The organism is Streptomyces sp. NPDC030021 (assembly GCF_055574035.1).
The window spans coordinates 534431-554709 of record NZ_JBVIAH010000004.1 but is presented as its reverse complement, the minus strand read 5'-3'; the positions used below and the strand labels follow the sequence as shown (position 1 = coordinate 554709).

The following is a 20279-nucleotide window of genomic DNA, read 5'->3' as shown; positions in this document are numbered from 1 at the left end:
ATGGACGTGGACCACCGTGTCCTCGGCCAGGTCACGCTGGACGACGCGGCGCAGGCCGACGACCTGTTCTCGGTGCTGATGGGTGAGGACGTCGAGGCGCGGCGCTCCTTCATCCAGCGCAACGCCAAGGACGTCCGTTTCCTCGACATCTGAGCCGACGCCGGCGGCGTGCTCCCGAAGGCGGGGACCTGGTCCTCGAACAGGAAGTCTCCGTGGAGGCCCGGGACAACGGCCGCGGCATCCCCGTGGACGTCGGGCCCAGGACCGGCCCGTCGTCGTAGTCGGTGAACACCTGGCCGGTGGAACCGGCGTGGGCGCGAACGCCCCGTGACCTCGGCGGACCGATGTCACGGGGCGCTCTCGGACCGCGTGTCGGGACGGCTACCGATTACCGGATACCGGTTACCGGCTTCGGGCTACCGGCTGAGCGACCTGAGCGCCGCCGCGTCGTACGGCTTCAGCTCCTCGAAGCGGTTGCCGAGGACCTTTGCCGCCCACTGCGGGTCCTGGAGCAGCGCCCGGCCGACGGCGACCATGTCGAACTCGTCGCGTTCCATGCGGTCCAGGAGGTTGTCGATGTCGCCGAGCGCCGCGCCCTCGCCGGCGAAGGCCCGGATGAAGTCGCCGTCGAGGCCGACCGAGCCGACGGTGATGGCCGGCCGGCCGGTGAGCTTCTTGGTCCAGCCCGCCAGGTTCAGGTCCGAGCCCTCGAACTCCGGGAGCCAGTAGCGCCGGGTGGAGGCGTGGAACGCGTCGACGCCCGCCGTCGCCAGAGGGGCCAGGATCGCCTCCAGCTCCTCCGGGGTCTGCGCGAGCCGTGCGTCGTAGGCCTCCTGCTTCCACTGCGAGTAGCGGAAGATCACGGGGAAGTCGGCCGCGACGCGCTCGCGGACCGCGGCCACGATCTCCGCGGCGAACTTCGTACGGGCCACCGCGTTGCCGCCGTAGGCATCGGTGCGGCGGTTGGTCCGCTCCCACAGGAACTGGTCGAGGAGGTAGCCGTGGGCGCCGTGCAGTTCGACGCCGTCGAAGCCGATCCGCTCGGCCTCCGCGGCGGCGTCGGCGAACGCGCCGATGACGTCGTCGAGGTCGGTGCGGGTCATCGCCTTGCCGGTCCCCTCGGTACCGTCGACGCGGATGCCGGAGGGGCCGACGGCGGGAGCGTCGGCGTACGGTGCCTCGCCCTGCTTGCGCACCATGCCTATGTGCCACAGCTGAGGCACGATCGTGCCGCCGGCCTCGTGCACGGCCGCGGCGACCTTCGCCCACCCCGCCAGCTGGTCCTCGCCGTGGAACCGCGGCACCCGGTCGCTCTGCCCGGCGGAGTCGTGACCGACGTAGGTGCCCTCGGTGACGATCAGGCCCACACCCGCGGCGGCCCGGCTGGCGTAGTACGCCTGCACGTCCTCGCCGGGCACGCCGCCGGGGGAGAACATTCGCGTCATCGGCGCCATCGCGATGCGGTTGGGGACGGTCAGGCCGTTCAGCTTGAGGGGCCGGGACAGGAGCTCGGCCGCGCGGGAGGCGGTGGACGTGGTGACGGTCATGCGGGTCCTCCGGGTTGAGGCTGTGGCTCGTCGGGGTGACAACGAGAAGTGCATAATACACATGCTATGTATCATGCATATGGCTGCGGTGCAGGGGTCTGCCGGTCCCTGGGTCCACAGGTCCGCGATAATGGAGCGCCGGAAGGAGCAGGAGGCGCAGTGCTGGAGAAACTCGAGCGGGAGCTGATGCTGCTCTCGCGGCACCAGGTGCTGGCCCGGCGCGAGCGCGACCCCGAACGCCTGGAGCGGTCGGCCTACCTGCTGCTCAGCCGGATCGACACACAAGGCCCCATGTCCATTGGGCAGTTGGCGGAGGCCTTCGGGCTCGACACCTCGACCGTGAACCGCCAGACGGCCGCGCTGCTGCGCTGCGGACTGGCCGAACGCGTCGCGGACCCGGACGGAGGTATGGCCCGCAAGCTGTGCATCACCGTTGAGGGCGGGCGCCGGCTCGCCGAAGACCGTGAGATCAACCGGTCCTGCCTGGCCCGGGTCGTCGCCGACTGGTCCCCTGAGGAAGTAGGGGAGCTGGCGGACGTCCTGGTCCGGCTCAACCGCAGCGCAGAGGCTCTCGAAGGACGCTACTGGCCGCGCGCGGAGGAAGGCGCCCCGCGCTGCATGCCACCCGCCGGTCCCGCATGAACCGTGCAGATGGCCCGCGCCGGCCTTCTTCCCGAGGGTGAGCGGCCGCACCCTGCGCGGGTCGTGCGGCCGCGCGCTCGCCGACCGCCGTGCTGTTCAACGCCGCCGGACTCGCACTTGGCGCGATCGTGCCGGACGGCGTGACCGCGCCGCATCGAGCGCACCGGCCGGACCGGTTGCCTCACCGTGCACCGCCGGCACCGGGATACCGATCACGTGATCGGCTGCTTGGTCCCGTCAGGCAGTGCGCAGACGTAGCCGGCGTAGGGCTGTCCCGTGATCTGTCCGCCCGCAGCCGTGCACTCGTCTCTGGTGATGTTCGGAGACGAGGCGGCTTCAGCGCTGACGGCGCCGACGGCGCTCATGCCGGCGAGGGTCGCCGCGGCCAGGGCGAGGCCCAGGATTCTTCGCATTCGCATGACTTCCTCCTCCTCGCAGGCGCCTCCGCCGTTCGGCCTTCGGGAGGGACGAGTTTCAGGACGAGGGCGCCCTCCTACTCAGCATGGGGGCTCCACATGAGGCCCGCAGTTCGACACCGCCGGCCCGCCAGCGGGCGGATCCCGCCCAGTAGGGGTGGGTGCACAGGTTCCCGGAGAGGGCGATCAGCCGGCGTCGCAGCACGGTCGTACCGACCCCGGCGGGGGCCTGTGCGAGCTCGGCGTAGGTCTGCTGCCACGTCCTTTGGAGGGCGAGCAGGTCATCGGGGAAACGGAATGGTGGCCTCACTCTTCTATTGCAACACGTGTTCGAATATCTGCGCGAGCGCCCCGCCGGGTCGCCGGGTGTTGCTGTGACTGAGCGCGATAGATGGCCTTTGAGCACGTTAGTTGGCCCCTGAGCGTGTTTGTTGGCCTGCGGGGGAGCATGCGGATCAGGTTCTCTTCCGGCTTCCGGGGGCTTGTAAAACCCATGGCCGGGGCGCCTTCAGGCGCGCCTAGGATCCCGATCATGGATACGGGCGAGCGGTGGGCGGAGTGGAACAGGCTGCGGGGGCGCGTTCCCGCGTGGCATCCGGTTGGCGTGGTGGTCGCGGCTGACGGGCCGGTCGTGCGTCGGCACTACGGGACGCACGGCACTGCCGAGCACGCCCCCATCGCGCCCGGGACCGACCTTGTTGCGCTGGTGAGGCGGCAGCAGGAGGCCTTCGCGGAGCGAGGCGAGCCGGTGGAGTGGAAGGTGTACGGGCACGACTCCAAGGAGCTAGGACCGGCGCTGACCGCGGCAGGCTTCACCGCAGGGTGGGACCGTTCCGTGCTGATCGCCGGCGTCTTGCCCGAGACGGGGCCCGTCTCCGCATCGCAGAAGGAACCCCAGGACGGAGTCCATAGCCTGTACGCGGTGCGGAGCCAAGCTGATCGGGCCCGGGAGATCGCCGTCGGCGCCCCCGGCCCGCATGGGACGCCGTACATCGAGATGGTCGCGGACGGCGCCTCGGAAGACGGCGATGTCTTCGCCGACGTCCTGTTGGAGGACGGCCTCGTCGTCGCGGTCGCCTGGGCACACCCCGACACGTCCCACCCATTCACCCTCATCGGGGGCCTGAGCAGCGACGACGCGAACTTCGTCAAGGCCTGCACCGATAGCTGGCGCCGGCGGACCTGGCCGGGGAGGCCTGTCCTCGCCGAGGCCGACGGCCCCTTGCGCGAGCGGCTCCTTGAGAACGGATTCACCGAGGCCACCACCGTGCGCTCCTACCATTGGAGCCCGCCGGGCACCCCCGAGACCAGCCGGCCCGCGCAGTTCCTCGACTGGCTCCACGACGACTGGCCGCTGTGGGACCGCTTCTACGCGGACTTCGACTTCAAGCCGAGCGTCACCTACCGGCCCGCGATCACAGAGCCGTCCCCCTCGGCCGTCTGGAACCTGCACTCCCACCATCGGCTCGTCCCTGACCTCCCCGGGGAGCTCGATGTGATCGTCCGGCGTGGACTGCTCGCCGCCACCGAGCCCGGGGAGTTCGTGCACTGGCTGGACTGGCAGCACGACGGCTACCGCTATGACCCCCGCCGCGTCGGCGTACCCGGTCGTCCCCCTGTCCCGGGCTACGGCACCTACCCCAACGGCGACTACTACCTCCACGTCACCCATGACCTGCGGCTGGGCACCTTCGGGCATCCCTGGGAGCAGACGCTGACCGTCTGGGGAACATCGCTCCTGCCAGCCGTCGAGGCGGAGCTGACCGACCTGCTCGGTGAATCGGTCAGGCGCCGCGACTGAGTACGAAGCAGGTCTACGCCCTTGCTCTCCTCGAACACGTGTACCGCAGCAGATGCTACGCTCGGTCACATTGCTGTGACTGAGCGAGCTGCCTGGCGCTGCGAGAACGCCGGCAGCAGCGAGGGCCGGCGGCTGGAAGGTGATTCCTGTCAGGTGTGAGGGTCTGTTCGAGAGTCCTCGTCCAGGCGCTCTGGCAGGCCGAAGAGAGGGAACGGGTGTTCGGTGTCGCGGAAGGCCGTGATGCCGGTGATCCGGTGGCCGGAGAACTCGGCGACCTGCAATGCCAGGGAAGGTAGCCGTTGCCGTCCGGGTGAGGTCGGTACTGGCCGAAGGCGGGGGAGCCGTTCGCCGCGGTCGGGACCAGACGCGAGCCGCGGCAGCCGATCGCGGGGCCGGTGAGCCACGCCTGGATGTCGGATACACCGCGCATCCATTTCGCGTACGGGGGCAGACACAGCGTGGCGTCGACATGGAGGAGCATGCTCAGCTCCTCCATGTCGTAACGGGAGAAGGCCGTGGCGTATCGCTCGGCCAGCAGCTGACGGACCTTGTCGTCGCACGGCCGGGAGTCCGGCACGTCCGTTGCCTGGCGGCGGTCGGCCAGTGTGGCGCGGGCCCGCTGCAGGGCACTGTTGGCCGAGGCCATGGTGGAACCGTGCAGGTCGGCGACCTCGCGAGCCGAGAAGCCCAAGACGTCCCGCAGGATCAGCGTGGCCCGCTGCCTGGGCGGCAGATGCTGTAGCGTGGCGACGAACGCCAGTCGCACGGACTCGCCCGACGTCGCGGCAGCCTCCGGATCGCCGCCGGGGCAGGGCTCCACCCACAGGGCGGTAGCCTCCGGTGGTGCCGGCGGCAAGCTGCCCTCGCTCGGGCCGGACAGATCCATCGGCAGCGCCCGCCGCTTGCCCGAGGCGACGGCGTCCAGGCAGACGTTGGTGGCGATGCGGTACAACCAGGTCCTCAGCGCAGACCGCCCCTCGAAGCGGTCCATGCTCCGCCACGCCCGGACCAGCGTCTCCTGTACCGCGTCCTCTTCCACAGGATCCCGTTGAGCGGGGCCACCAGCGGCTCGATCACCGCCCAGGCCTGATCGGTGAGTTCATGACGTCGCACCACGAACGGACCAGTTCGCGGACATACCGTGCTAGTCCCGCCAGGCGCTGCGAGGAACGCCAAGATCGACCCGGGCCTGTTCGTGATAGCGGTTCATCAGGGCTATCACATCCCCTGCCACGGGGGTGGCACCGTCGTTTCTGGTCGCGATTTCCTCCTGCCACAGGGCGAGGTTGACTTCGTGGGCGGCCTCGATCGCTGCCGGCGACGCCAGGAGGACGAGGGTCTCGAACAGCACAGACCTCCTCAGCTCGGCCGTCTCCATCGCGGCGAGATACTCCCGCCGGTCATCCGTTCCTTCTGCCGCCTGCCGGGCTCGTTTGGCCGTGCTTGAAATTTCCTTCACGCACGCGGCGTACTGGATGTAGGTGTCGAGTTTGCGCTCGTCCCAGCGTGTCGCCATGGACCGTTGGTGCCGGGTGCGCTCAGCCATGGTCGTCGCCAGGAACGAGGTCAGGGCACCGACGAGGACGCCGATGAGCGTCACTATCTGAGTGATCATGACAGCGAACCTTGGCCTCGTTCGGGCCATGATGGCAAGACCGGGCGACCAAAGGCACGTTCAGTGATCGCCCGGACAGGGCCGGCGGATCCGACTCACGACACTCGACTTCCCCGGAAACCTGTTTGTGGTGGCCGTCGAGGAGGAATTGGGTCAGGACCCGGTGTCGGTACTGGTCGGTCGGGATCCCGACCGCGCTTCGGCGTCGTCGGCCCGCCGGAGCAGCGCGTACGTGAGCAGGTCTTCGTGCGGCTTGCCCTGGAGCTGCAGCGGTGGAGCCATGTCGTCGAAGGACTCGCCGAACGCGGGCGGATCCTGGGCCAGTTCCAGCAGCACCCGGCCCGCTGCGTCGTCGCCGGCGAGGCCGGGCGCCAGGGCTGCGCAGCCCCGGACGCCCGCGTGCGGGTCGGTCAGCCAGGGGCGCGTGTCGCCGCCGAGTTGGCCGATGGCGATCAGAATCGTTCCCAGGTCGTGCGAGGAATCGGCGGTCCCGGCCGTCGACGTCAACTGCTTCAGCAGGGCCGGACGTTGGGAGAAGGCCGAGGGATGCCGGGCCAGTGCCCCGACGGCTGCGGCGGCACCGGTCCTGCGCCGGCCACGTTCCGACGCGAGGTGTGGCAGCGCCCGCCGCAGAAGCGAGGGAACCAGGTCGAAACAGGCGAGTGCCGCCTGATCGAGGACAAGTTCGCCCAGCCCCGTGCCGTCCTGCCACATCCGGGTCCGGGCATCGACATCGGCCGACAGGTAGGAGGCGGTCCAGGCCTGCAGTTCCGGTTCACGGTTCTCGGCCCGAGCGCGGATCTCCGCAGCCCGGGCGCCGAGGTCGGCGGCGACGCCGACCGCATGCAGGTAGGCGAGCATCGCGTCCGGCAGTGAGGGGTCGTCGGGCCCCAGCAACGGATCGTCCAGGAGTTCGGCGACAAGCAGCGCGGTGGGCGCCGTGGAGGGCCAGGCCTTGCCTTCGTGGCGAAGCGTCGTCGACCAGAGGTGGGAGTACCCGTCGACGAAAGCCTTCGCATCGTCGCCGAGGAGCGCTGCCAGATGCCGCGGCGTATCGGAGGCGGGCCCGAGGGCATGGAACAGCCCGGACCAGTCCACGTCATCCATACGATCAACCACGACAGGGATGGTGTCACGGCAGTCAGAGCCGACGACCGCCCAAGCCCGCCACGGCAAGACTGCCACCGCCTACCTCGCCGCATCAGCCATCCGGTCGGCAAGACGATCAGAAGGAAGCGGCCTGGTCGCCGGAGCCGGGCCGGTCGGTGGTGGCGAGCAGGGCGTGTACGGCCGTCTCCATGGTGCTGGCCGCCGCTTCGGCGCTCAGGCCGCTGCTGCGCCAGTGGTACCAGGCGCCCCAGGTCGTCACCGCGTCCAGCCCGTAGAGGAGTTCGGTCCCGCGTGTGGCGGGCAGACGTTCGAGTTCCTCCGCGAAGATCTCGGCCAGTCGCGCCCGGGCGAGGTCCAGCACCTCTCGGGTGACCTCGGCAACGCGGCCCCCCGGGGCTTGCAGGCGCATCAGGGTCAGCTGGGCCGGTGTGATCCACTCCAGGATCCGGGCCCGCTGTTCCGTCAGGGCCGCTACCCGGGTGTCGCGCGGACCGGAGGTCGGAAGCGGCCTGATCTGCTCGATCAGCTGCTCCAGCCGGCGGGTGATGGCCGTCTCCACCAGCTCGGACATGTCGGCGAAGTGGTGGAACACCAGGCGCCGGGACACGCCCGCGCGCTCGGCCACCCGCTCGGCGGGGAAGCTGGATTCCCCGTCGTCGAGCAGGGACAGTACGGCCTCGGCGATCTTCACCCGGGACTGGCGGCCGCGCTCGGCACGGCCGTCAGCGGCGCGACCGTCCAAGGCGCGCTCCTCGGTCCGTGGCCGTCGAGCCGGCTGATTCACGGCGCCCCCTCCCCACCTCGCTGAGTGCCATTGTCGCAAACGAGACGGCGGGTGGCCGTGTCGGCGCGGGCGGAGCCGGAGGGTCCGCGCGGGAGTGCCTCGCGGGTGCCGACTGTACGGGTGGCAGACCGCGACCGTCCCGGGGAGCCGAGTGGCGCCTGTTTGGTTCGACATGTACGTGTCTACGAATCGCGGGCCGGTGTTCGAAGAACAGTCCGGCGTGCCCTCCGCTTCCGAAGGAGACCACCCCACCATGCCCAGAAACCCGCGATGGCTCGTCGCGCTGGCGGCCGGAGCCGCCGTACTGAGCGCGGGCCCGGCCGTAGCGTCGGCAGCGCCGCCGGCCGCGGGCAACCCGGCCCCCTTCTCCACCGTCACCGTCGACCGCAGCACCGTGGCGCACGGTGAGACCTTCACCGTGTCCGCGAGCCGTTACTGGCCGAACGAGGAGGTGTACGTACGGCTGATCCCGGAAGGCCGGGCCGATGAAACCCGCACCGTGGAGGGATCCGACGGGAACGGCGACCCGCGCGCCGGCAGGCGCATCGTCACCCTCGCCATTCTCCTCGCGAACGCCGACGGAGAGGTCTCCGGCACGGTCACGGTCCCCGAGCGGCGCGGCCGTCACCACCTCCGGGGCGAGTACCACCTGGAGCTCGCCGGGCACGGCTCCCAGCTGTGGCAGTCCATCCCCTTCAGGGTGGTCCCGGCCGAGTTCGGCGGGCACCACAAGCCCGGCCACCGCCCGGCCGAGGAACACGGTCAGGGTCCGCACGAGGAGCCGGAGACGAAGCCCCACGAGGACGCGCCCGAGGACTCGCCGGAGAAGTCTCCCGAGGCCTGACCGTGGTACGGCGGCGCCCTGGAACGACGGTGTTCCGTGGCCGCCTGCACGACCTACGTGCAGGCGGCCACGGAGCCTGCGGGGGCGCCCGCGAAGCCGGTCCCGGGCAGGTCGCGCGGCGCGGAACCGGCACTGCTCGGCGCAGTCGCGGGTCTTCCCGGGTCGTTCTAGGCCGGCGGCCGCCACCGAGGAGGCGGACGGGTCCATGAGCACGCTGGAGGCCATCAGCACCGCGGCGCTGCTGCTGATCGCGGGCCACGAGACCACGGTCAACCTGATCACGAACGGCATGCTGACCCTCCTGCGCCACCCGGACGTCCTCCAGCGGCTGCGCGAGGACCCGCAGCTGTCCGTACCGATCGTCGAGGAACTGCTGCGGTACGAACCGCCCGTGCAGCTCCTGCCGCGGCGCAGCACGCTCGACGACATCGAGGTGGCCGGGGTGAACATCCCCAAGGGGGCCACGGTTTCGCTGATCCTGGCCTCCGGGAACCGCGACCCGAAGCGGTTCGAGCACCCGGACCGCTTCGACCCCGACCGCGGGGACATCCAGCACCTCGGCCTCGGCAGCGGCATCCACAGCTGCTTCGGCGCCCCGCTGGCGCGCATGGAGGCCCAGCTGGCCCTCAGCGAGCTGGCCCGCAGACTGGAGAACCCGCGGCTGCTGGAGGACCCGCCCCCGTACCGCCAGAACGCGGTGCTCCGCGGCCCCCGTCACCTGCCGATCGCCTGCGACGGCATCCGCCCCTGACCTGAGGGAACCGGCGCACCCCCACACGCTCAGGTGGCCGTGCCGCCGGGCCGGAGGACGGCCTCGACGTCGACCGTGACGTCGACCATGGGGCTGACGACCACTCCGCCGCGGTCGACCACATCGTTCCAGCTCACCCCGAACTCGTGTCGGTCGATGCGCGCCGTGGCGACGAATCCGGCGCGTCGCCGCGGCCCCATGTCCCGCCCCTCCTCCCACCAAGGGGTGTCCCACTGTCCCAGGTAGGTGACGTCGAAGGTCACGGGGCGCGTCACGCCGCGCACCGTGAGATCCCCGGTGACCTCGAACTCGGTTCCGCTCACCTGGTGAACGCGCGACCCGGAGAACGTCCACGTCGGGTGGTGCTCGACGTCGAAGAAATCGGCACTGCGGAGGTGGGCGTCGCGCTGGGGCTGACCGGTGTACACCTGGGTCGCGTCGATCGTGGCCTCGACGCGGGCCTCCTCCGGCCGGTCGGGATCGACCACCAGCGAGCCGTGCACGTTCTTGAGCTGTCCGCGCACGTAGGTGACCATCATGTGCCTGGCCCGGAACTCCGCCGCGGTGTGGCCGGGTTCGAAGAGCCATGTGGTCATCACCATATGCACCCCTGACGGGCCTCTTCACCGGTGTTCGTGCTTCACCGGTGTTCGTGTTCGGTCACGCCGTCGGCCACGAGGGCGACGCCGATGCCCAGCAGCCAGAGGTCCTTGGCCAGGGTGATTCCCTGCTCGGTCGGGCGCAGGCTGCCTTCCTCCCGCATCCCCGGCGTACGCAGGTAGAGCCCGAGGGTGCCGACGGAGAACGCGGTCAGCGCGGCCCCGGCGACAGCGGCGGGGACGACCGGTACGAGCAGCGCGGCGGCAATGGCGAGCTCCCCGACGGAGAGCAGCCTGGCGAACTTCCGGGCGTCCTGCTTCTCCAGGAACGGGTAGGTCATGGCGGCGAACTGCTGCAGCCTCTCGGCGGTGGCCTCGTCCGCACCGAGCTTCGAGATCCCGGAGTTCAAGAAGAACACGCCGGTCGTCAGCCGCAGCGGAAGTTGCCGCGCAGCGGAACACCGTGCCGAAACGGATAGCATGCGGAACCTCCCAACATGTACCCCACGTACCACCCTGCCACCCCCTCGAAGCATGTCAAACGGGGGTCGGGCATTCCCGTCCGGCGAAAGACTCTGCACGACCGTGCACGCCGACACCAGGACCTCCTCGAGCAGTTTGCCCCCGGTGTCCAACACGGCGGTCGGAGCCGTGTTGGTGGCCCGTTGTGGGAGCCGGACACGATGCACGGCGAGGGGTCCGAACGCCTGGGACGGCGGTGGACGCCCCGTGACCGACCGCAACCCGGAAGGAATCTCATGCCGAGGACTTTTGCTCGCCGGAGCGCTCTCGTGGCGGCGGCGACCGCACTGGCCGCCACCGTGATGGGCGGCACCGCGAACGCCTCCACCAGCGCCTCGTACATCGGCGACGGTTACCGGAACAACACCAGCGGCGTGTGGTGCGTCCAGGAGATCATCAACAACTGGTACGAGAGCTGGGGCCCGGGTTCCCCGCGGATCGACAAGGACGGCATCTGGGGGCCTCAGACCAAGCAGGCCCTGCAGCAGTTCCAGCAGGCGTTCAGCGTGAAGCCGGACGGTGTCGTGGGCCCGCAGACCGGCTACGCGCTGCTGACCAATGACGCCCGCGACCCGTACCAGGGCCGTAGCGGCTACTGCTACGCGTACATCCCCACCCCCGCCGGCTACTAGGAGACACCCATGTCCAAGAAGCTCACCTCCCGGATCGCCGTCGCGGCGGCGGCCGCCGCCGTGCTCACCGGCGTGATGACCGGCGGCAGCGCGAGCGCCTCGACCACTGCCCCGTACATCGGCAACGGCTACACGAACAACACGCACGCCGTGTGGTGCGTGCAGCGCATGATCAACTATGCGATCGACCGCGGCCGTTACTGGGGTGTCGCCAAGGTCGCCGAGGACGGCGTCTGGGGGCCGAAGACCCGCCAGGCCGTCGTGGACGTCCAGAACGGCACGGGCGGCAGCCTGAAGGCCGACGGCATCGTGGGCCCGAAGACCGGCGACATGCTGATGTTCGAGGGAGACCCCTACTACAGCGGCGGCGGGGCGGGCAACGGCTACTGCCACACCTACCTGCCGACCACGTACTAGACCGGCGTCCTGTCCCGGCAGGGCCAACTCGGATTCTGAGCCCGACAGTTGTCGCCGTGGCCGCCGTGACCGGTGACGCGGGTGCGGGCGGAGGGGAGACCGCCCGCATCCGCGCGGCGCCACGCCGAAATCCATGGATCCCGCGAACGCCGAGCGGCTTACGATCTGCCCCAGCCGGTACTTCCGACACGCGGATGCCGACCGTGGACGCTTGGGGGAGCGCGATGTTGAGGTTCGGGCTGCTTGGACCGCTGGTGGTGCACGACGGTACGGCGCTGGCACCGGTCGCAGGGCTCAAGGTCCGCGTCCTGCTGGCAGCCCTGCTTCTCCAGGCCGACCGCGTGGTGCCCAAGGACGCCCTCAAGGAAGCCATGTGGGGCGAGCGGCTCCCGTCCAGCGTCGAGGCGTCCTTCGCGAACCATGCGACCCGGCTGCGCAGGATCCTCTCCGCCGCCGGGGACAACCGCCTGCTCACCGTGGCACCGGGCTATCAACTCCGCGTACGGGACGGCGAACTGGACGTCGAGGTGTTCGAGGCCCGGGCGCGCGCCGCAGGGCTCGCGCATCACGCGGGGGACTGGCGAACGGTCCGCGCGGAGAGCGAGGCGGCGCTGGCCCTGTGGCGCGGGGAGCCCCTCGCCGATCTGTCCCCGTTCTCCGAGCACCGGGCCCCGTCCCTGCGCGTCCACCAGCTCGCCGAGACGCGCCTCCAGGTCCGCGAGTGGGCCTTCGACGCCGATCTCCACCTCGGGCGCCACCGCGAGATCAGCACCGAACTCGCCGTCCTGGCCGCCGAGAACCCGCTGCGCGAGTCACTCCACCGCCAGCTCATGCTCGCCCTGCACCGCAGTGGACGCCAGGCCGACGCGTTCGAGGTCTTTCACGCGCTGCGACGGTCGCTGGTCGACGAACTCGGTACGGAACCCGGTGCCGCCGTCCACCAGGCGTACCAGGAACTGCTCGACCAGGAAAATGAACAGGAACAGGACCCGGCTCCGCCCGCCCGTAGACCCTCGCACGGACCGGGACCGGGACCAGGGCCGGGGCGAGGGCTCCGGTCGCGGCCGGAGGGTGCGGCCGCGGCCCCGCCGCCGTCTCAACTTCCGCCCTCTGTACCTGAGTTCACCGGCCGGGAAGCCGAGACGGCGGCGGTCTCAGGGCTGCTGCGCCGACCGGTGACGCTCCCGGACGGCGACGACGACGCCAGCGGCAGCGATGGTCACCGGACGGCGGCGCCGCTGCGGCCCGTCGTCATCTCGGGCATGGGCGGCATCGGCAAGACCGCCCTCGCCGTCCACGTGGCGCGCCTGGTGCGTGACGAGTTCCCCGACGGCACGCTGTACGCGGACCTGCGCGGGTTCAGCAGCGGGGGCGCGCGCTGCGCCCACGACCTGCTCGCCCGGTTCCTGGCCGACCTCGGGGTGCGCCCCGCCGTACTGCCCGATGACACGGACGACCTGGCCACCCTGTTCCGGGCCGCGGTCGAAGGCCGCCGCATCCTGCTGGTCCTGGACAACGCGCGGGACGCGACCCAGGTCGGCCCCCTCCTGCCGCCCGACGGCCCCGGCGCGGCCCTGATCACGAGCCGCCACCTGCTGGCAGAGGTGCCCGGGGTCAGGATGGTGCCCCTGCGGCCGCTCGGCCCCGACGAGCAGCTGACCCTGCTGTCCAGGCTCTGCGGAGCCGACCGGATCACGGACGAGCCGGCCGCCCTGGCCGACATCCTGACCGCCTGCGGCGGCCTCCCGCTGGCCCTGCGGATCGTCGGTGGCAGACTCGCCTCCCGGCCGTCATGGCCGTTGGCGCTGCTGGCCGAGCGCCTCACCCCGCACCGGGGCCGCCTCCAGGCCCTGGCCATGGGCTCGGTCGCCGTGCGGCACACCTTCGACATGAGCTACCTGGCGATGCGCGCGAGCGGCAACGACCTGGAGCGAGAGGCGGCCCGCGCCTTCCGGCTGCTGGGTCTGTGGCAGCCCCACGCCGTGACCACCCGGTCGGCGGCCGCCCTGCTGGGCACGACGGAGCACGACGCGGCCGCCGCCCTGGAACTGCTGGTCGACGCGAACCTCGTACACAGCCCCGAGCCCGACGCGTACGCGCTCCACGACCTCCTCGGCGAGTACGCGGCGCAGCGGGCGGCGGAAGAAGTCACCGCTCCGGAGCAGGAGAGCGCCACCCTGAGGCTGCTCACCTGGTACGCACGGGCCGTCGCCACGGCCTGTGCCGTGGCCAGCCACGAGACGCAGTCCCCGCCGCCGCTCGACGGCCCCCAGGACCCGGCACTGCCGGCGTTCGCGGAGGAGGCGGACGCCTTGGTGTGGACCAGGCGGGAACTGCCGGCGATCCGTGAGGCCATCACCCGGGCCGGGGCGCTCGGACGCTCCGACATCGCCTGGCGTCTGGCCGTCGGACTGTTCGGGTACGCGACCACGCACTGGTGGACCGGCGAGTGGGACGCCTGCCTGCGACAGGCCATGGACATCGCGATGGCGCACGACGACAGGCTCGGTCGTGCCTGGCTCCACCGCAGGATCGCCGTGGCCCACGGGATGGCGAACCGCAACGAGCAGTGCCTGAAGCACCTGAACGCGTCGCTCGGATTCTTCACCGACGCCGGCGACGAACTGGCGCAGGCCTCGATCCTGGGCAACGTGTCGAGCCTGTACGTCCAGATCGAGGACGCCGAGCGGGGGCTCGCCCACGCCGAGCGGTCGTACGAGCTGTACCGGAAGGTCGGCAACGCCGCCAGCGAGGCGCTGGCCCTGGGCCGGATCGCGGACGCCCAGGAGATGCGGGGCGAACACGACCTGGCGGCGGCGTACCACCAGAAGGTCATCGAGGCACTTCGCGAGCAGCGGCACGGGGTCTTCCTGGCCACCAGCCTGACGAAGCTCGGCGACATCCACCGGAAACTCGGGCGTCGTGAGGCGGCGTTGAAGGCGCAGACGGAGGCGCTGGCCATCCGGCGGCGGATGAACGACCTCGGCGGTACGGCCGACTGCCTCGCCTTCATGGCTCGGACGCACCACCAGTTCGGCGAGTGGGACGCCGCGCGGGCCTGCTGGGAGCAGTGCCTGGACCTGGGGCTGCGCCACGGCATGACGCAGCACGTCGAGCCGAGCCGCGCGGGCCTGGCCGCGCTGGCGTAGTACCCACCCGCGCCTTCGGGCGCCGTCCCGGAGCACGTGCTCCGGGACGGCGCCCGAAGTGCCGCGAGTACGTCAGCTGACCCAGCCGGTGCACTTCAGCTCGGTGCCCTCGACGTTCACGCAGGCGCGCAGCCACGTGCCGTCCGGCCAGTACTGCATGGACGTGTACACATCGCCCCCGTCACGGTGCTCGTAACCGCGCATGCCGTCCCACGTCCTGCCGCCGTCCGTGGACCGGTCGATCCACACCCCGTACTTGTAGTACGTCGTGGCCGTCCTGGCCCAGCCGTACCATCTGCCGTCCTTCTTGCCGGAGCGCAGTTCCACGGTGGCGAAGCCGCGGACGGTCGCCGTCGCGTCGGTGTCCGGACCGGAGTCCCAGCTGACCGGGCCCGGGTCCCAGCCGTCACAGCTGTAGCCGCTGCACCCCAGCCCGGCGGCCGAGGCCGGATTGCCCGTGGTCATCAGCGTGGCGAGGGCCATGGCCGCGACCGGCAGAGCCCGGGTGAGTATCCGACTGCGCTTGTTCCTCATGATCCGTCCGTCCCCTGTTCGTCGAGTGCTGAGCGGGCAGGCCCGTACCGGGCCTGTGCCGACGGTCAGGGGCGCGGTGCCTGGGGCCCCTCGGTCGACGTGGGAAGAGTGCACGCGGCACCCAACACGTGCCCAACGCGCTGCCAACGGGGCCGCCGTGCGGGGCCGGAGGCGAGCGGGAGGAGGAGGGTGTCCGTGGCGAGGAGGGCCCGGAGGACGGGGATGTCCGTCCAGGCGAGGCCGAGGGAGCGGGCGGCGTGGCGGAGGGTGATGTGGTCGGCTCCGTCGGCCGCTTCACGAAGGGTTCCTCATGGCCTCGTCCCGGTCGAGGAGGGCGATCCCCCCTGCGGGCGGGGCCTGCCGGGGCGTTCGGGTGCGCTCGCTCTCCAGTCCGGGAATGCCGGTGATCCGGTGGGAGAGGCCGGCGGCGGCGCCCAGGGTGGCCGGCCGTTCGTCGACGAGGGCCCGGGCGACGGGGTTGTGGCCGATGGTCTCCTGGAGCGGCAGGGGGTACAGCCGCGGGGAGACATCCGTGAGGCGGATGAGGCTGTTCACGGTGCGGACCGTGCCGCGGGCGCCGAGGACGGCGGCGGCCCACAGCGCGGATGCCTCGGAAGGGTGCCAGGCCAGTGCGCGGGCGGCCGCCGCTGCCGCGTTCCGGCCGGGGGTGAGGGGGCGGCTTCCGGCGAGGCGTTCGAGGAGGGGCTGTTCACCGATCTCTCCGTCGAGGCCGGGGCCCGCGACGTGGACGGTGGCGGGGATGCCGGTGAGGTGGCAGGCGGCGAGGGTGAGGGCGTCCCCGAATGGGAGCACCTCGCCCGGTCGGCCGGCCTCTACCTCTCCCACCAGTGGCTCGCCGGCGAAGAGGAGGACCCCACCGCCACCTGCGCGTACGCGCTCGTCCGGGACCCCGGAGGCACGCTGCTCGCCGCCACCCCCCTCTACCTGGTGCGGGACGAACCGAACGACAGCTACCAGCCCGAGACCGTACTGCCCCCGCACCTGCGGCCCCGCGTGATCGCCGGCGCCCGGCGCGGCTACCACAACACCCCGCTCACCGCCCCCGGCCTCGGCCCCGGCCGGCGAGACGCCTGCCTCACCCACCTCCGGGACGCCGTACGCCGCTTCGCAGGCCACCACGGCACGACCCACTGGTGGCCCTACCTCACCACCGAGGCCGCCACCCGGCTCGCCCCCCTCTACCCGGACCCCACCCTGCACCTGGAGGACGACGCCCTCATCCCGCTCCCCGGCACCGGCATCGACGACTACATCTCCTCCCTGCCCTCACAGCGCCGCGCCGGCATCCGCCGTGAACGCCGCGACTTCGCTGCGGCCACCGGCCTCGACGTACGCCGTCAGGTACTCGCGGACTGCTGGGAGGACGCCGCAGTCCTGCTCGCCGGACACCAGCAGGACCCGGTCACGACCGGGACGGCCTCGACGCGATGACCGGTCTGCTGAAACGGCAGGCCATGGCGATGGGCAGCGAAGCGCGTGTGGTGGCCGCCTACGACGGACCCCGGATGATCGGCTTCTGCCTCTCCTACCGCTACGGGACCACGACGTGGATCCGCGCGATCGCCCTCGACCGCCACCACCCGGCGCCCCACCTGTACTTCAACCTCATGTACTACCTGTCCATCGAGGACGCCTACGCCCACGGCACGACCGCCCTCCACGCGGGCATGAAGGCCATCGAGGCCAAGCGCCGCCGCGGGGCCGGGGTGTCCGGCCTGTACGCCCTGGTCGACCCACCGTCCTGATGTTCCGCGCGGCGCACCGGTGCTCGCGGAGAAGCACGGAATGCTGTGGGTGAGCCGAGGGCGGGCACCTGTCCTCACCGGCCGAGTCACGAGGCGGCGGCCGCGCCCGTACGCACGCCTTCCATCCGGGAGTTCCTGATGTCCAGAGCGATCACCTTCTCCGAGTACGGCGCGCCCGAGGTGCTGCGCCTGTCCGACGTCACCCCGCCGGAGCCCGGTCCGGGCCAGGTCCGGATCCGGGTGCGGGCCGCCTCCGTGAACCCGTTCGACATGAAGCTCCGCTCCGGTCTGATGGCCGGCGCCGTCCCGGCCCCGTTTCCGGTGGTCCTCGGTCTGGACGCGGCCGGCGTGGTCGATGCCGTGGGTGGGGGAGCCGATGCGGCCGTGGGAGACGAGGTCCTCGGCGTCGCCGTCGGCGGCAGCTACAGCGAGTACGCGCTGCTCGACAGGCCGGTGGCCAAGCCCGGGGCCCTGTCCTGGGAGGCCGCGGCCTCCCTGGTCACGGTCGGTCAGACCGCGTTCCGTGTCCTGGAGCAGCTGGGCGTGCCGACTGGGCAGACCCTGCTCGTCCACGGCGCCGCCGGCAGTGTCGGCACGGTCGCGGCGCAGTTGGCCGTCGCCCGGGGCATCACGGTCGTGGGAACGGCCGGCGAGCGCGACCTCGCACGGGTGAGGGCGCTGGGAGCCGCGGTGGTCCGCTACGGCGACGGCTGGCCGGAGCGGGTGCGGGCCGCCGCTCCCCAGGGGGTGGACTTCGTCTTCGACACCTCCGGCGCGGGCGTGCTGGCCGAATCGGTCGCGCTGACCGGTGACAGCACCCGTGTCGTCACCATCGCCGACATGTCGGCGGCGCAGCACGGTGTGCTCTTCAGCGCCGGAAGCGCCGACCGGACCGGGGACTCCCTGCCGGAGCTGGTACGGCTGGCCGCCGAGGGGAAGGTCTCGGTGCCGGTCTGGCGCACCTACCCGCTGGCGGAGGCCGCCCAGGCCCACACCGACCTGGAAGCCCACCGCAACCGCGGCAAGGCCGTCCTGCTGCCCTGAGCCGTCCGCCGCTCACCCGTCCCGAGCGGATCGTGGTGGACCGGCTGCCGGGATGGGCCGAGGACGTCCGCATGCGCTGGTGATCCGCCCCACCGGAGTCCGTGCCCGGGCGCACGCCCGGCTGGCGGTTCCGCCTCGTCCCGTGGGGGCTCAGCCGGTCCTGGTGGTGAAGGGGCCGTTGCCCGCGAACGCCAGCCGCGCGAAGTTCTCGGCGATGCGGTGGTGTCCTTCGGGGCCGGGGTGGATCGCGTCCGGCAGCGGGAATTCGGCGTGGTCGCTCTCGCCGTACAGGTCGCGTCCGTCGAGGTGGTGGAGGTTCGGGTCGTCGGCCGCCCGCTGTTCCACGATCGCGGCGAGTGCGTCGCGGATGATGGTGAGGGTGAGTCGCCCGGCAGCGCGTTCGGCCGGATCGCCCGTGGCCTTGAACCGCAGGGTCCCGCCGTCGAAGTCCGGCGCGAGAGGGCCGGGGGTGTCTTCCTGGACCGGGCAGAGGATGGGGGAGACCACCAGCAGCGGTGTCGTCGGATGGCCCTCGCGGATGGTGTCCAGGAAGCCGTGGACGGCGGGGGTGAAGGCGCGCAGGCGCATCGTGTCGCCGTTGACGACATTGATGCCGATCTTGAGGCTGATCAGGTCCGCGGGGGTGTCCCGCATCGCACGCGCGGTGAACGGGTCCAGCAGCGCGCTGCCCCCGAACCCCAGGTTGACCAGGTCCACTCCGCCCCGGGCGGCGGCCAGGGCGGGCCAGATGGCGCTCGGGTGGACGGCGTTCGAGCCGTGGCTGATGGAACTGCCGTGGTGCAGCCACACCCTGCGCCCGCTGCTGCGTGCCGGTTCGACGGGGGTTTCGGTGCGCAGGGCGATCAGCTCGGTGATCTCCGTGTGCGGAAGCCAGATCTCGATGTCCTTGTCACCGGCCGGGAGACCGGTGAACCGGGCGGTGCCCGCAGGCCCTTCGGTCAGCTCCGAGGTCTGGCCGACCAGGTCGGTGACCGTACGGACGTTGCCGCCGGCCACTGTGGCCTGCGCGGTGAGACGGCCGTCGACGAGCAGGTCGTACACGCCGTCCGCCGGGGGCGGGAAGCCCTGGTAGACCCGCTTGGTGGGCAGCGTGTCGAGTTCGACGACCGTGGCCCGGGTGCGGAACGCCAGCCGTACGCCGGAGGGCTGGGCCTCGGCCACGGCCAGTCGGTCGTCGGGGATCTGCTGCCGCGCCCAGGCCGGCAGCCGGTGCGGCAGCAGACCGTGAGCGGTCCTCTCCACGTCGAGGTGCCCGCGCAGCATGTCCGCGGTGACGGGTGTGGTGATCCAGCCCTGTTCGGTGCTCATTGCCTTTGCCTCAGCCTGCTGATCCGGGTGTACGGGGTGTGGGTCGGGTCGGGTCGGCGCGCGCGGTGCGCCGCCGGTCAGGGGGTGTTCCGGTGCCGCAGCATGGCGTCGAGGGATTCCAGGGTCCAGGCCCAGGATTCCTGCGAGTCGACGGCCGTGTGGCTGAAGCCTCCGGCCGCCTCCAGGCTGACGTAGCCGTGGAAGACGCTGCCCAGCATGCGGACCGCGTGCGTCTGGTCCGGCTCCGTCAGGTCGTAGCCGCGCAGGATCGCCCGCGTCATCTGCGCGTGCCGCACCCCTGCGCTCGCCGCAGCCGTCTGCGGGTCGAGCCTGAGCCGCGCGGCGTCGTAGCGGCCGGGATGCGCCCGGGCGTAGTCGCGGTAGGCGTTCGCGAAGGCGATCAGGGCGTCCTTGCCCGCACGCCCGGCCACGGCGGAGGCGACCAGGTCGGCGAGTTCCTCCAGCGCGAGCAGGGCGATCCTGGTCCTGAGCTCGTGGGAGTTCTTCACGTGCGAGTACAGACTCGCGACCTTGACGTCGAACCGCCGGGCGAGCGCCGAGAGGGTCACCTGCTCGAATCCGGCCTCGTCGGCCAGTTCCGCCCCCGCCAGGGTCAGCCGCTCCGGGGTCAGCCCCACCCTCACCATGACCTCCACCTTCCCTCGATCTGACTATAGCCATTATGTATTTACCTAAAGGCTATAGGCAAGTGCTGGTGTCGGGCGAATCCGGTTGCAGCGCGGCGATGAGTCCGAGGGCGCCGGCCGGTCTATCTCT

22 protein-coding genes and 2 pseudogenes are annotated in these 20279 nt (G+C 71.3%); 11 read left to right on the top strand and 13 right to left on the bottom strand.

Going from position 1 to position 20279, the window contains the following annotated elements; genetic code table 11:
* Positions 1-153 (top strand): hypothetical protein (locus ACZ4YL_RS11410; RefSeq protein WP_468115648.1); only part of this gene is annotated, 153 nt, incomplete at its 5' end.
* A 263-nt stretch (positions 154-416) separates the two neighbouring features.
* On the opposite strand, the gene ACZ4YL_RS11405 is transcribed toward ACZ4YL_RS11410, so the two are convergent.
* Positions 417-1547, bottom strand: a complete 1131-nt coding sequence (locus ACZ4YL_RS11405) for an NADH:flavin oxidoreductase (RefSeq protein ID WP_468115612.1) — start codon at positions 1545-1547, stop codon at positions 417-419.
* A 186-nt stretch (positions 1548-1733) separates the two neighbouring features.
* On the opposite strand from ACZ4YL_RS11405, the gene ACZ4YL_RS11400 reads away from it, so the two are divergent.
* A complete protein-coding gene (locus ACZ4YL_RS11400) occupies positions 1734-2189 on the top strand; it encodes a MarR family winged helix-turn-helix transcriptional regulator (RefSeq protein ID WP_468115646.1) in 456 nt (151 codons plus the stop codon).
* Between the two features lie 212 nt (positions 2190-2401).
* On the opposite strand, the gene ACZ4YL_RS11395 is transcribed toward ACZ4YL_RS11400, so the two are convergent.
* On the bottom strand, positions 2402-2608 hold the full coding sequence (locus tag ACZ4YL_RS11395) for a hypothetical protein (protein ID WP_468115610.1): 207 nt from the start codon (positions 2606-2608) through the stop codon (positions 2402-2404).
* A gap of 55 nt (positions 2609-2663) precedes the next feature.
* The gene (locus ACZ4YL_RS11390; protein ID WP_468115608.1) at positions 2664-2915 is read right to left on the bottom strand and encodes a hypothetical protein; all 252 of its coding nucleotides are present in this window, start codon (positions 2913-2915) and stop codon (positions 2664-2666) included.
* Between the two features lie 222 nt (positions 2916-3137).
* Between ACZ4YL_RS11390 and ACZ4YL_RS11385 the strand changes: the two genes are divergently transcribed.
* Positions 3138-4406 (top strand): DUF2716 domain-containing protein, encoded by a 1269-nt coding sequence (locus ACZ4YL_RS11385; RefSeq protein WP_468115606.1) that lies wholly within the window; start codon positions 3138-3140, stop codon positions 4404-4406.
* Between the two features lie 149 nt (positions 4407-4555).
* Here the strand turns inward: ACZ4YL_RS11385 and ACZ4YL_RS11380 are convergent.
* The 4 genes and pseudogenes from ACZ4YL_RS11380 to ACZ4YL_RS11365 all read right to left on the bottom strand — a co-directional run.
* Positions 4556-5439 (bottom strand): annotated as a pseudogene (locus tag ACZ4YL_RS11380) (RNA polymerase subunit sigma-70); the annotation flags it as partial.
* Between the two features lie 111 nt (positions 5440-5550).
* The gene (locus tag ACZ4YL_RS11375; RefSeq protein WP_468115604.1) at positions 5551-6021 is read right to left on the bottom strand and encodes a hypothetical protein; all 471 of its coding nucleotides are present in this window, start codon (positions 6019-6021) and stop codon (positions 5551-5553) included.
* Positions 6022-6174: 153 nt separating this feature from the next.
* Positions 6175-7140, bottom strand: a complete 966-nt coding sequence (locus ACZ4YL_RS11370) for a hypothetical protein (protein ID WP_468115602.1) — start codon at positions 7138-7140, stop codon at positions 6175-6177.
* Positions 7141-7246: 106 nt separating this feature from the next.
* Positions 7247-7873 (bottom strand): TetR/AcrR family transcriptional regulator, encoded by a 627-nt coding sequence (locus tag ACZ4YL_RS11365; protein WP_468115600.1) that lies wholly within the window; start codon positions 7871-7873, stop codon positions 7247-7249.
* 295 nt (positions 7874-8168) lie between these two features.
* On the opposite strand from ACZ4YL_RS11365, the gene ACZ4YL_RS11360 reads away from it, so the two are divergent.
* Positions 8169-8759, top strand: coding sequence for a hypothetical protein (locus ACZ4YL_RS11360; protein WP_468115652.1), 591 nt, complete (start codon positions 8169-8171; stop codon positions 8757-8759).
* A gap of 196 nt (positions 8760-8955) precedes the next feature.
* Positions 8956-9510, top strand: a pseudogene (locus ACZ4YL_RS11355) (cytochrome P450); the annotation flags it as partial.
* Positions 9511-9539: 29 nt separating this feature from the next.
* Here the strand turns inward: ACZ4YL_RS11355 and ACZ4YL_RS11350 are convergent.
* Together ACZ4YL_RS11350 and ACZ4YL_RS11345 are read right to left on the bottom strand one after the other, a co-directional pair.
* On the bottom strand, positions 9540-10106 hold the full coding sequence (locus ACZ4YL_RS11350) for a YceI family protein (protein WP_468115598.1): 567 nt from the start codon (positions 10104-10106) through the stop codon (positions 9540-9542).
* 44 nt (positions 10107-10150) lie between these two features.
* Positions 10151-10528 (bottom strand): hypothetical protein, encoded by a 378-nt coding sequence (locus ACZ4YL_RS11345; RefSeq protein ID WP_468115596.1) that lies wholly within the window; start codon positions 10526-10528, stop codon positions 10151-10153.
* Between the two features lie 372 nt (positions 10529-10900).
* Between ACZ4YL_RS11345 and ACZ4YL_RS11340 the strand changes: the two genes are divergently transcribed.
* The 3 genes from ACZ4YL_RS11340 to ACZ4YL_RS11330 all read left to right on the top strand — a co-directional run bounded on the left by ACZ4YL_RS11340 (position 10901) and on the right by ACZ4YL_RS11330 (position 14829).
* Positions 10901-11263, top strand: coding sequence for a peptidoglycan-binding protein (locus ACZ4YL_RS11340; RefSeq protein ID WP_468115594.1), 363 nt, complete (start codon positions 10901-10903; stop codon positions 11261-11263).
* 9 nt (positions 11264-11272) lie between these two features.
* Positions 11273-11680: a peptidoglycan-binding domain-containing protein gene (locus ACZ4YL_RS11335; protein WP_468115592.1), complete on the top strand. Its 408-nt coding sequence runs from the start codon at positions 11273-11275 to the stop codon at positions 11678-11680.
* Positions 11681-11904: 224 nt separating this feature from the next.
* Entirely contained in the window at positions 11905-14829 is a 2925-nt protein-coding gene (locus tag ACZ4YL_RS11330) for an AfsR/SARP family transcriptional regulator (RefSeq protein WP_468115590.1), read from the top strand.
* A 72-nt stretch (positions 14830-14901) separates the two neighbouring features.
* On the opposite strand, the gene ACZ4YL_RS11325 is transcribed toward ACZ4YL_RS11330, so the two are convergent.
* Together ACZ4YL_RS11325 and ACZ4YL_RS11320 are read right to left on the bottom strand one after the other, a co-directional pair.
* Positions 14902-15363, bottom strand: a complete 462-nt coding sequence (locus tag ACZ4YL_RS11325; protein ID WP_468115588.1) for a hypothetical protein — start codon at positions 15361-15363, stop codon at positions 14902-14904.
* A gap of 294 nt (positions 15364-15657) precedes the next feature.
* Positions 15658-16176: a DUF1152 domain-containing protein gene (locus ACZ4YL_RS11320; RefSeq protein WP_468115586.1), complete on the bottom strand. Its 519-nt coding sequence runs from the start codon at positions 16174-16176 to the stop codon at positions 15658-15660.
* Between ACZ4YL_RS11320 and ACZ4YL_RS11315 the strand changes: the two genes are divergently transcribed.
* The 3 genes from ACZ4YL_RS11315 to ACZ4YL_RS11305 all read left to right on the top strand — a co-directional run bounded on the left by ACZ4YL_RS11315 (position 16135) and on the right by ACZ4YL_RS11305 (position 18173).
* Positions 16135-16815, top strand: coding sequence for a hypothetical protein (locus tag ACZ4YL_RS11315; RefSeq protein ID WP_468115584.1), 681 nt, complete (start codon positions 16135-16137; stop codon positions 16813-16815). The two genes, ACZ4YL_RS11320 and ACZ4YL_RS11315, sit on opposite strands and share 42 nt — an antisense overlap.
* On the top strand, positions 16812-17129 hold the full coding sequence (locus ACZ4YL_RS11310) for a hypothetical protein (protein ID WP_468115582.1): 318 nt from the start codon (positions 16812-16814) through the stop codon (positions 17127-17129). Before ACZ4YL_RS11315 ends, ACZ4YL_RS11310 begins: the two co-directional genes overlap by 4 nt.
* A gap of 138 nt (positions 17130-17267) precedes the next feature.
* On the top strand, positions 17268-18173 hold the full coding sequence (locus ACZ4YL_RS11305; RefSeq protein ID WP_468115580.1) for an NADP-dependent oxidoreductase: 906 nt from the start codon (positions 17268-17270) through the stop codon (positions 18171-18173).
* A 150-nt stretch (positions 18174-18323) separates the two neighbouring features.
* On the opposite strand, the gene ACZ4YL_RS11300 is transcribed toward ACZ4YL_RS11305, so the two are convergent.
* Together ACZ4YL_RS11300 and ACZ4YL_RS11295 are read right to left on the bottom strand one after the other, a co-directional pair.
* A complete protein-coding gene (locus ACZ4YL_RS11300) occupies positions 18324-19502 on the bottom strand; it encodes a GDSL-type esterase/lipase family protein (protein ID WP_468115578.1) in 1179 nt (392 codons plus the stop codon).
* A gap of 77 nt (positions 19503-19579) precedes the next feature.
* Positions 19580-20149 carry a TetR/AcrR family transcriptional regulator gene (locus ACZ4YL_RS11295; protein ID WP_468115576.1) on the bottom strand — a complete coding sequence of 190 codons (570 nt, stop codon included), beginning with the start codon at positions 20147-20149 and terminating at the stop codon, positions 19580-19582.
* Positions 20150-20279: the final 130 nt, after the last annotated feature.

What these genes read in the sequence shown, in the direction of transcription:
- ACZ4YL_RS11405 (WP_468115612.1), bottom strand. Translation starts at nt 1,547, where the DNA reads ATGACCGTCACCACGTCCACCGCCTCCCGCGCGGCCGAGCTCCTGTCC.
- ACZ4YL_RS11400 (WP_468115646.1), top strand. Translation starts at nt 1,734, where the DNA reads ATGCTGCTCTCGCGGCACCAGGTGCTGGCCCGGCGCGAGCGCGACCCC.
- ACZ4YL_RS11395 (WP_468115610.1), bottom strand. Translation starts at nt 2,608, where the DNA reads ATGCGAATGCGAAGAATCCTGGGCCTCGCCCTGGCCGCGGCGACCCTC.
- ACZ4YL_RS11385 (WP_468115606.1), top strand. Translation starts at nt 3,138, where the DNA reads ATGGATACGGGCGAGCGGTGGGCGGAGTGGAACAGGCTGCGGGGGCGC.
- ACZ4YL_RS11375 (WP_468115604.1), bottom strand. Translation starts at nt 6,021, where the DNA reads ATGATCACTCAGATAGTGACGCTCATCGGCGTCCTCGTCGGTGCCCTG.
- ACZ4YL_RS11360 (WP_468115652.1), top strand. Translation starts at nt 8,169, where the DNA reads ATGCCCAGAAACCCGCGATGGCTCGTCGCGCTGGCGGCCGGAGCCGCC.
- ACZ4YL_RS11350 (WP_468115598.1), bottom strand. Translation starts at nt 10,106, where the DNA reads ATGACCACATGGCTCTTCGAACCCGGCCACACCGCGGCGGAGTTCCGG.
- ACZ4YL_RS11335 (WP_468115592.1), top strand. Translation starts at nt 11,273, where the DNA reads ATGTCCAAGAAGCTCACCTCCCGGATCGCCGTCGCGGCGGCGGCCGCC.
- ACZ4YL_RS11330 (WP_468115590.1), top strand. Translation starts at nt 11,905, where the DNA reads ATGTTGAGGTTCGGGCTGCTTGGACCGCTGGTGGTGCACGACGGTACG.
- ACZ4YL_RS11325 (WP_468115588.1), bottom strand. Translation starts at nt 15,363, where the DNA reads ATGAGGAACAAGCGCAGTCGGATACTCACCCGGGCTCTGCCGGTCGCG.
- ACZ4YL_RS11310 (WP_468115582.1), top strand. Translation starts at nt 16,812, where the DNA reads ATGACCGGTCTGCTGAAACGGCAGGCCATGGCGATGGGCAGCGAAGCG.
- ACZ4YL_RS11305 (WP_468115580.1), top strand. Translation starts at nt 17,268, where the DNA reads ATGTCCAGAGCGATCACCTTCTCCGAGTACGGCGCGCCCGAGGTGCTG.
- ACZ4YL_RS11300 (WP_468115578.1), bottom strand. Translation starts at nt 19,502, where the DNA reads ATGAGCACCGAACAGGGCTGGATCACCACACCCGTCACCGCGGACATG.
- ACZ4YL_RS11295 (WP_468115576.1), bottom strand. Translation starts at nt 20,149, where the DNA reads ATGGTGAGGGTGGGGCTGACCCCGGAGCGGCTGACCCTGGCGGGGGCG.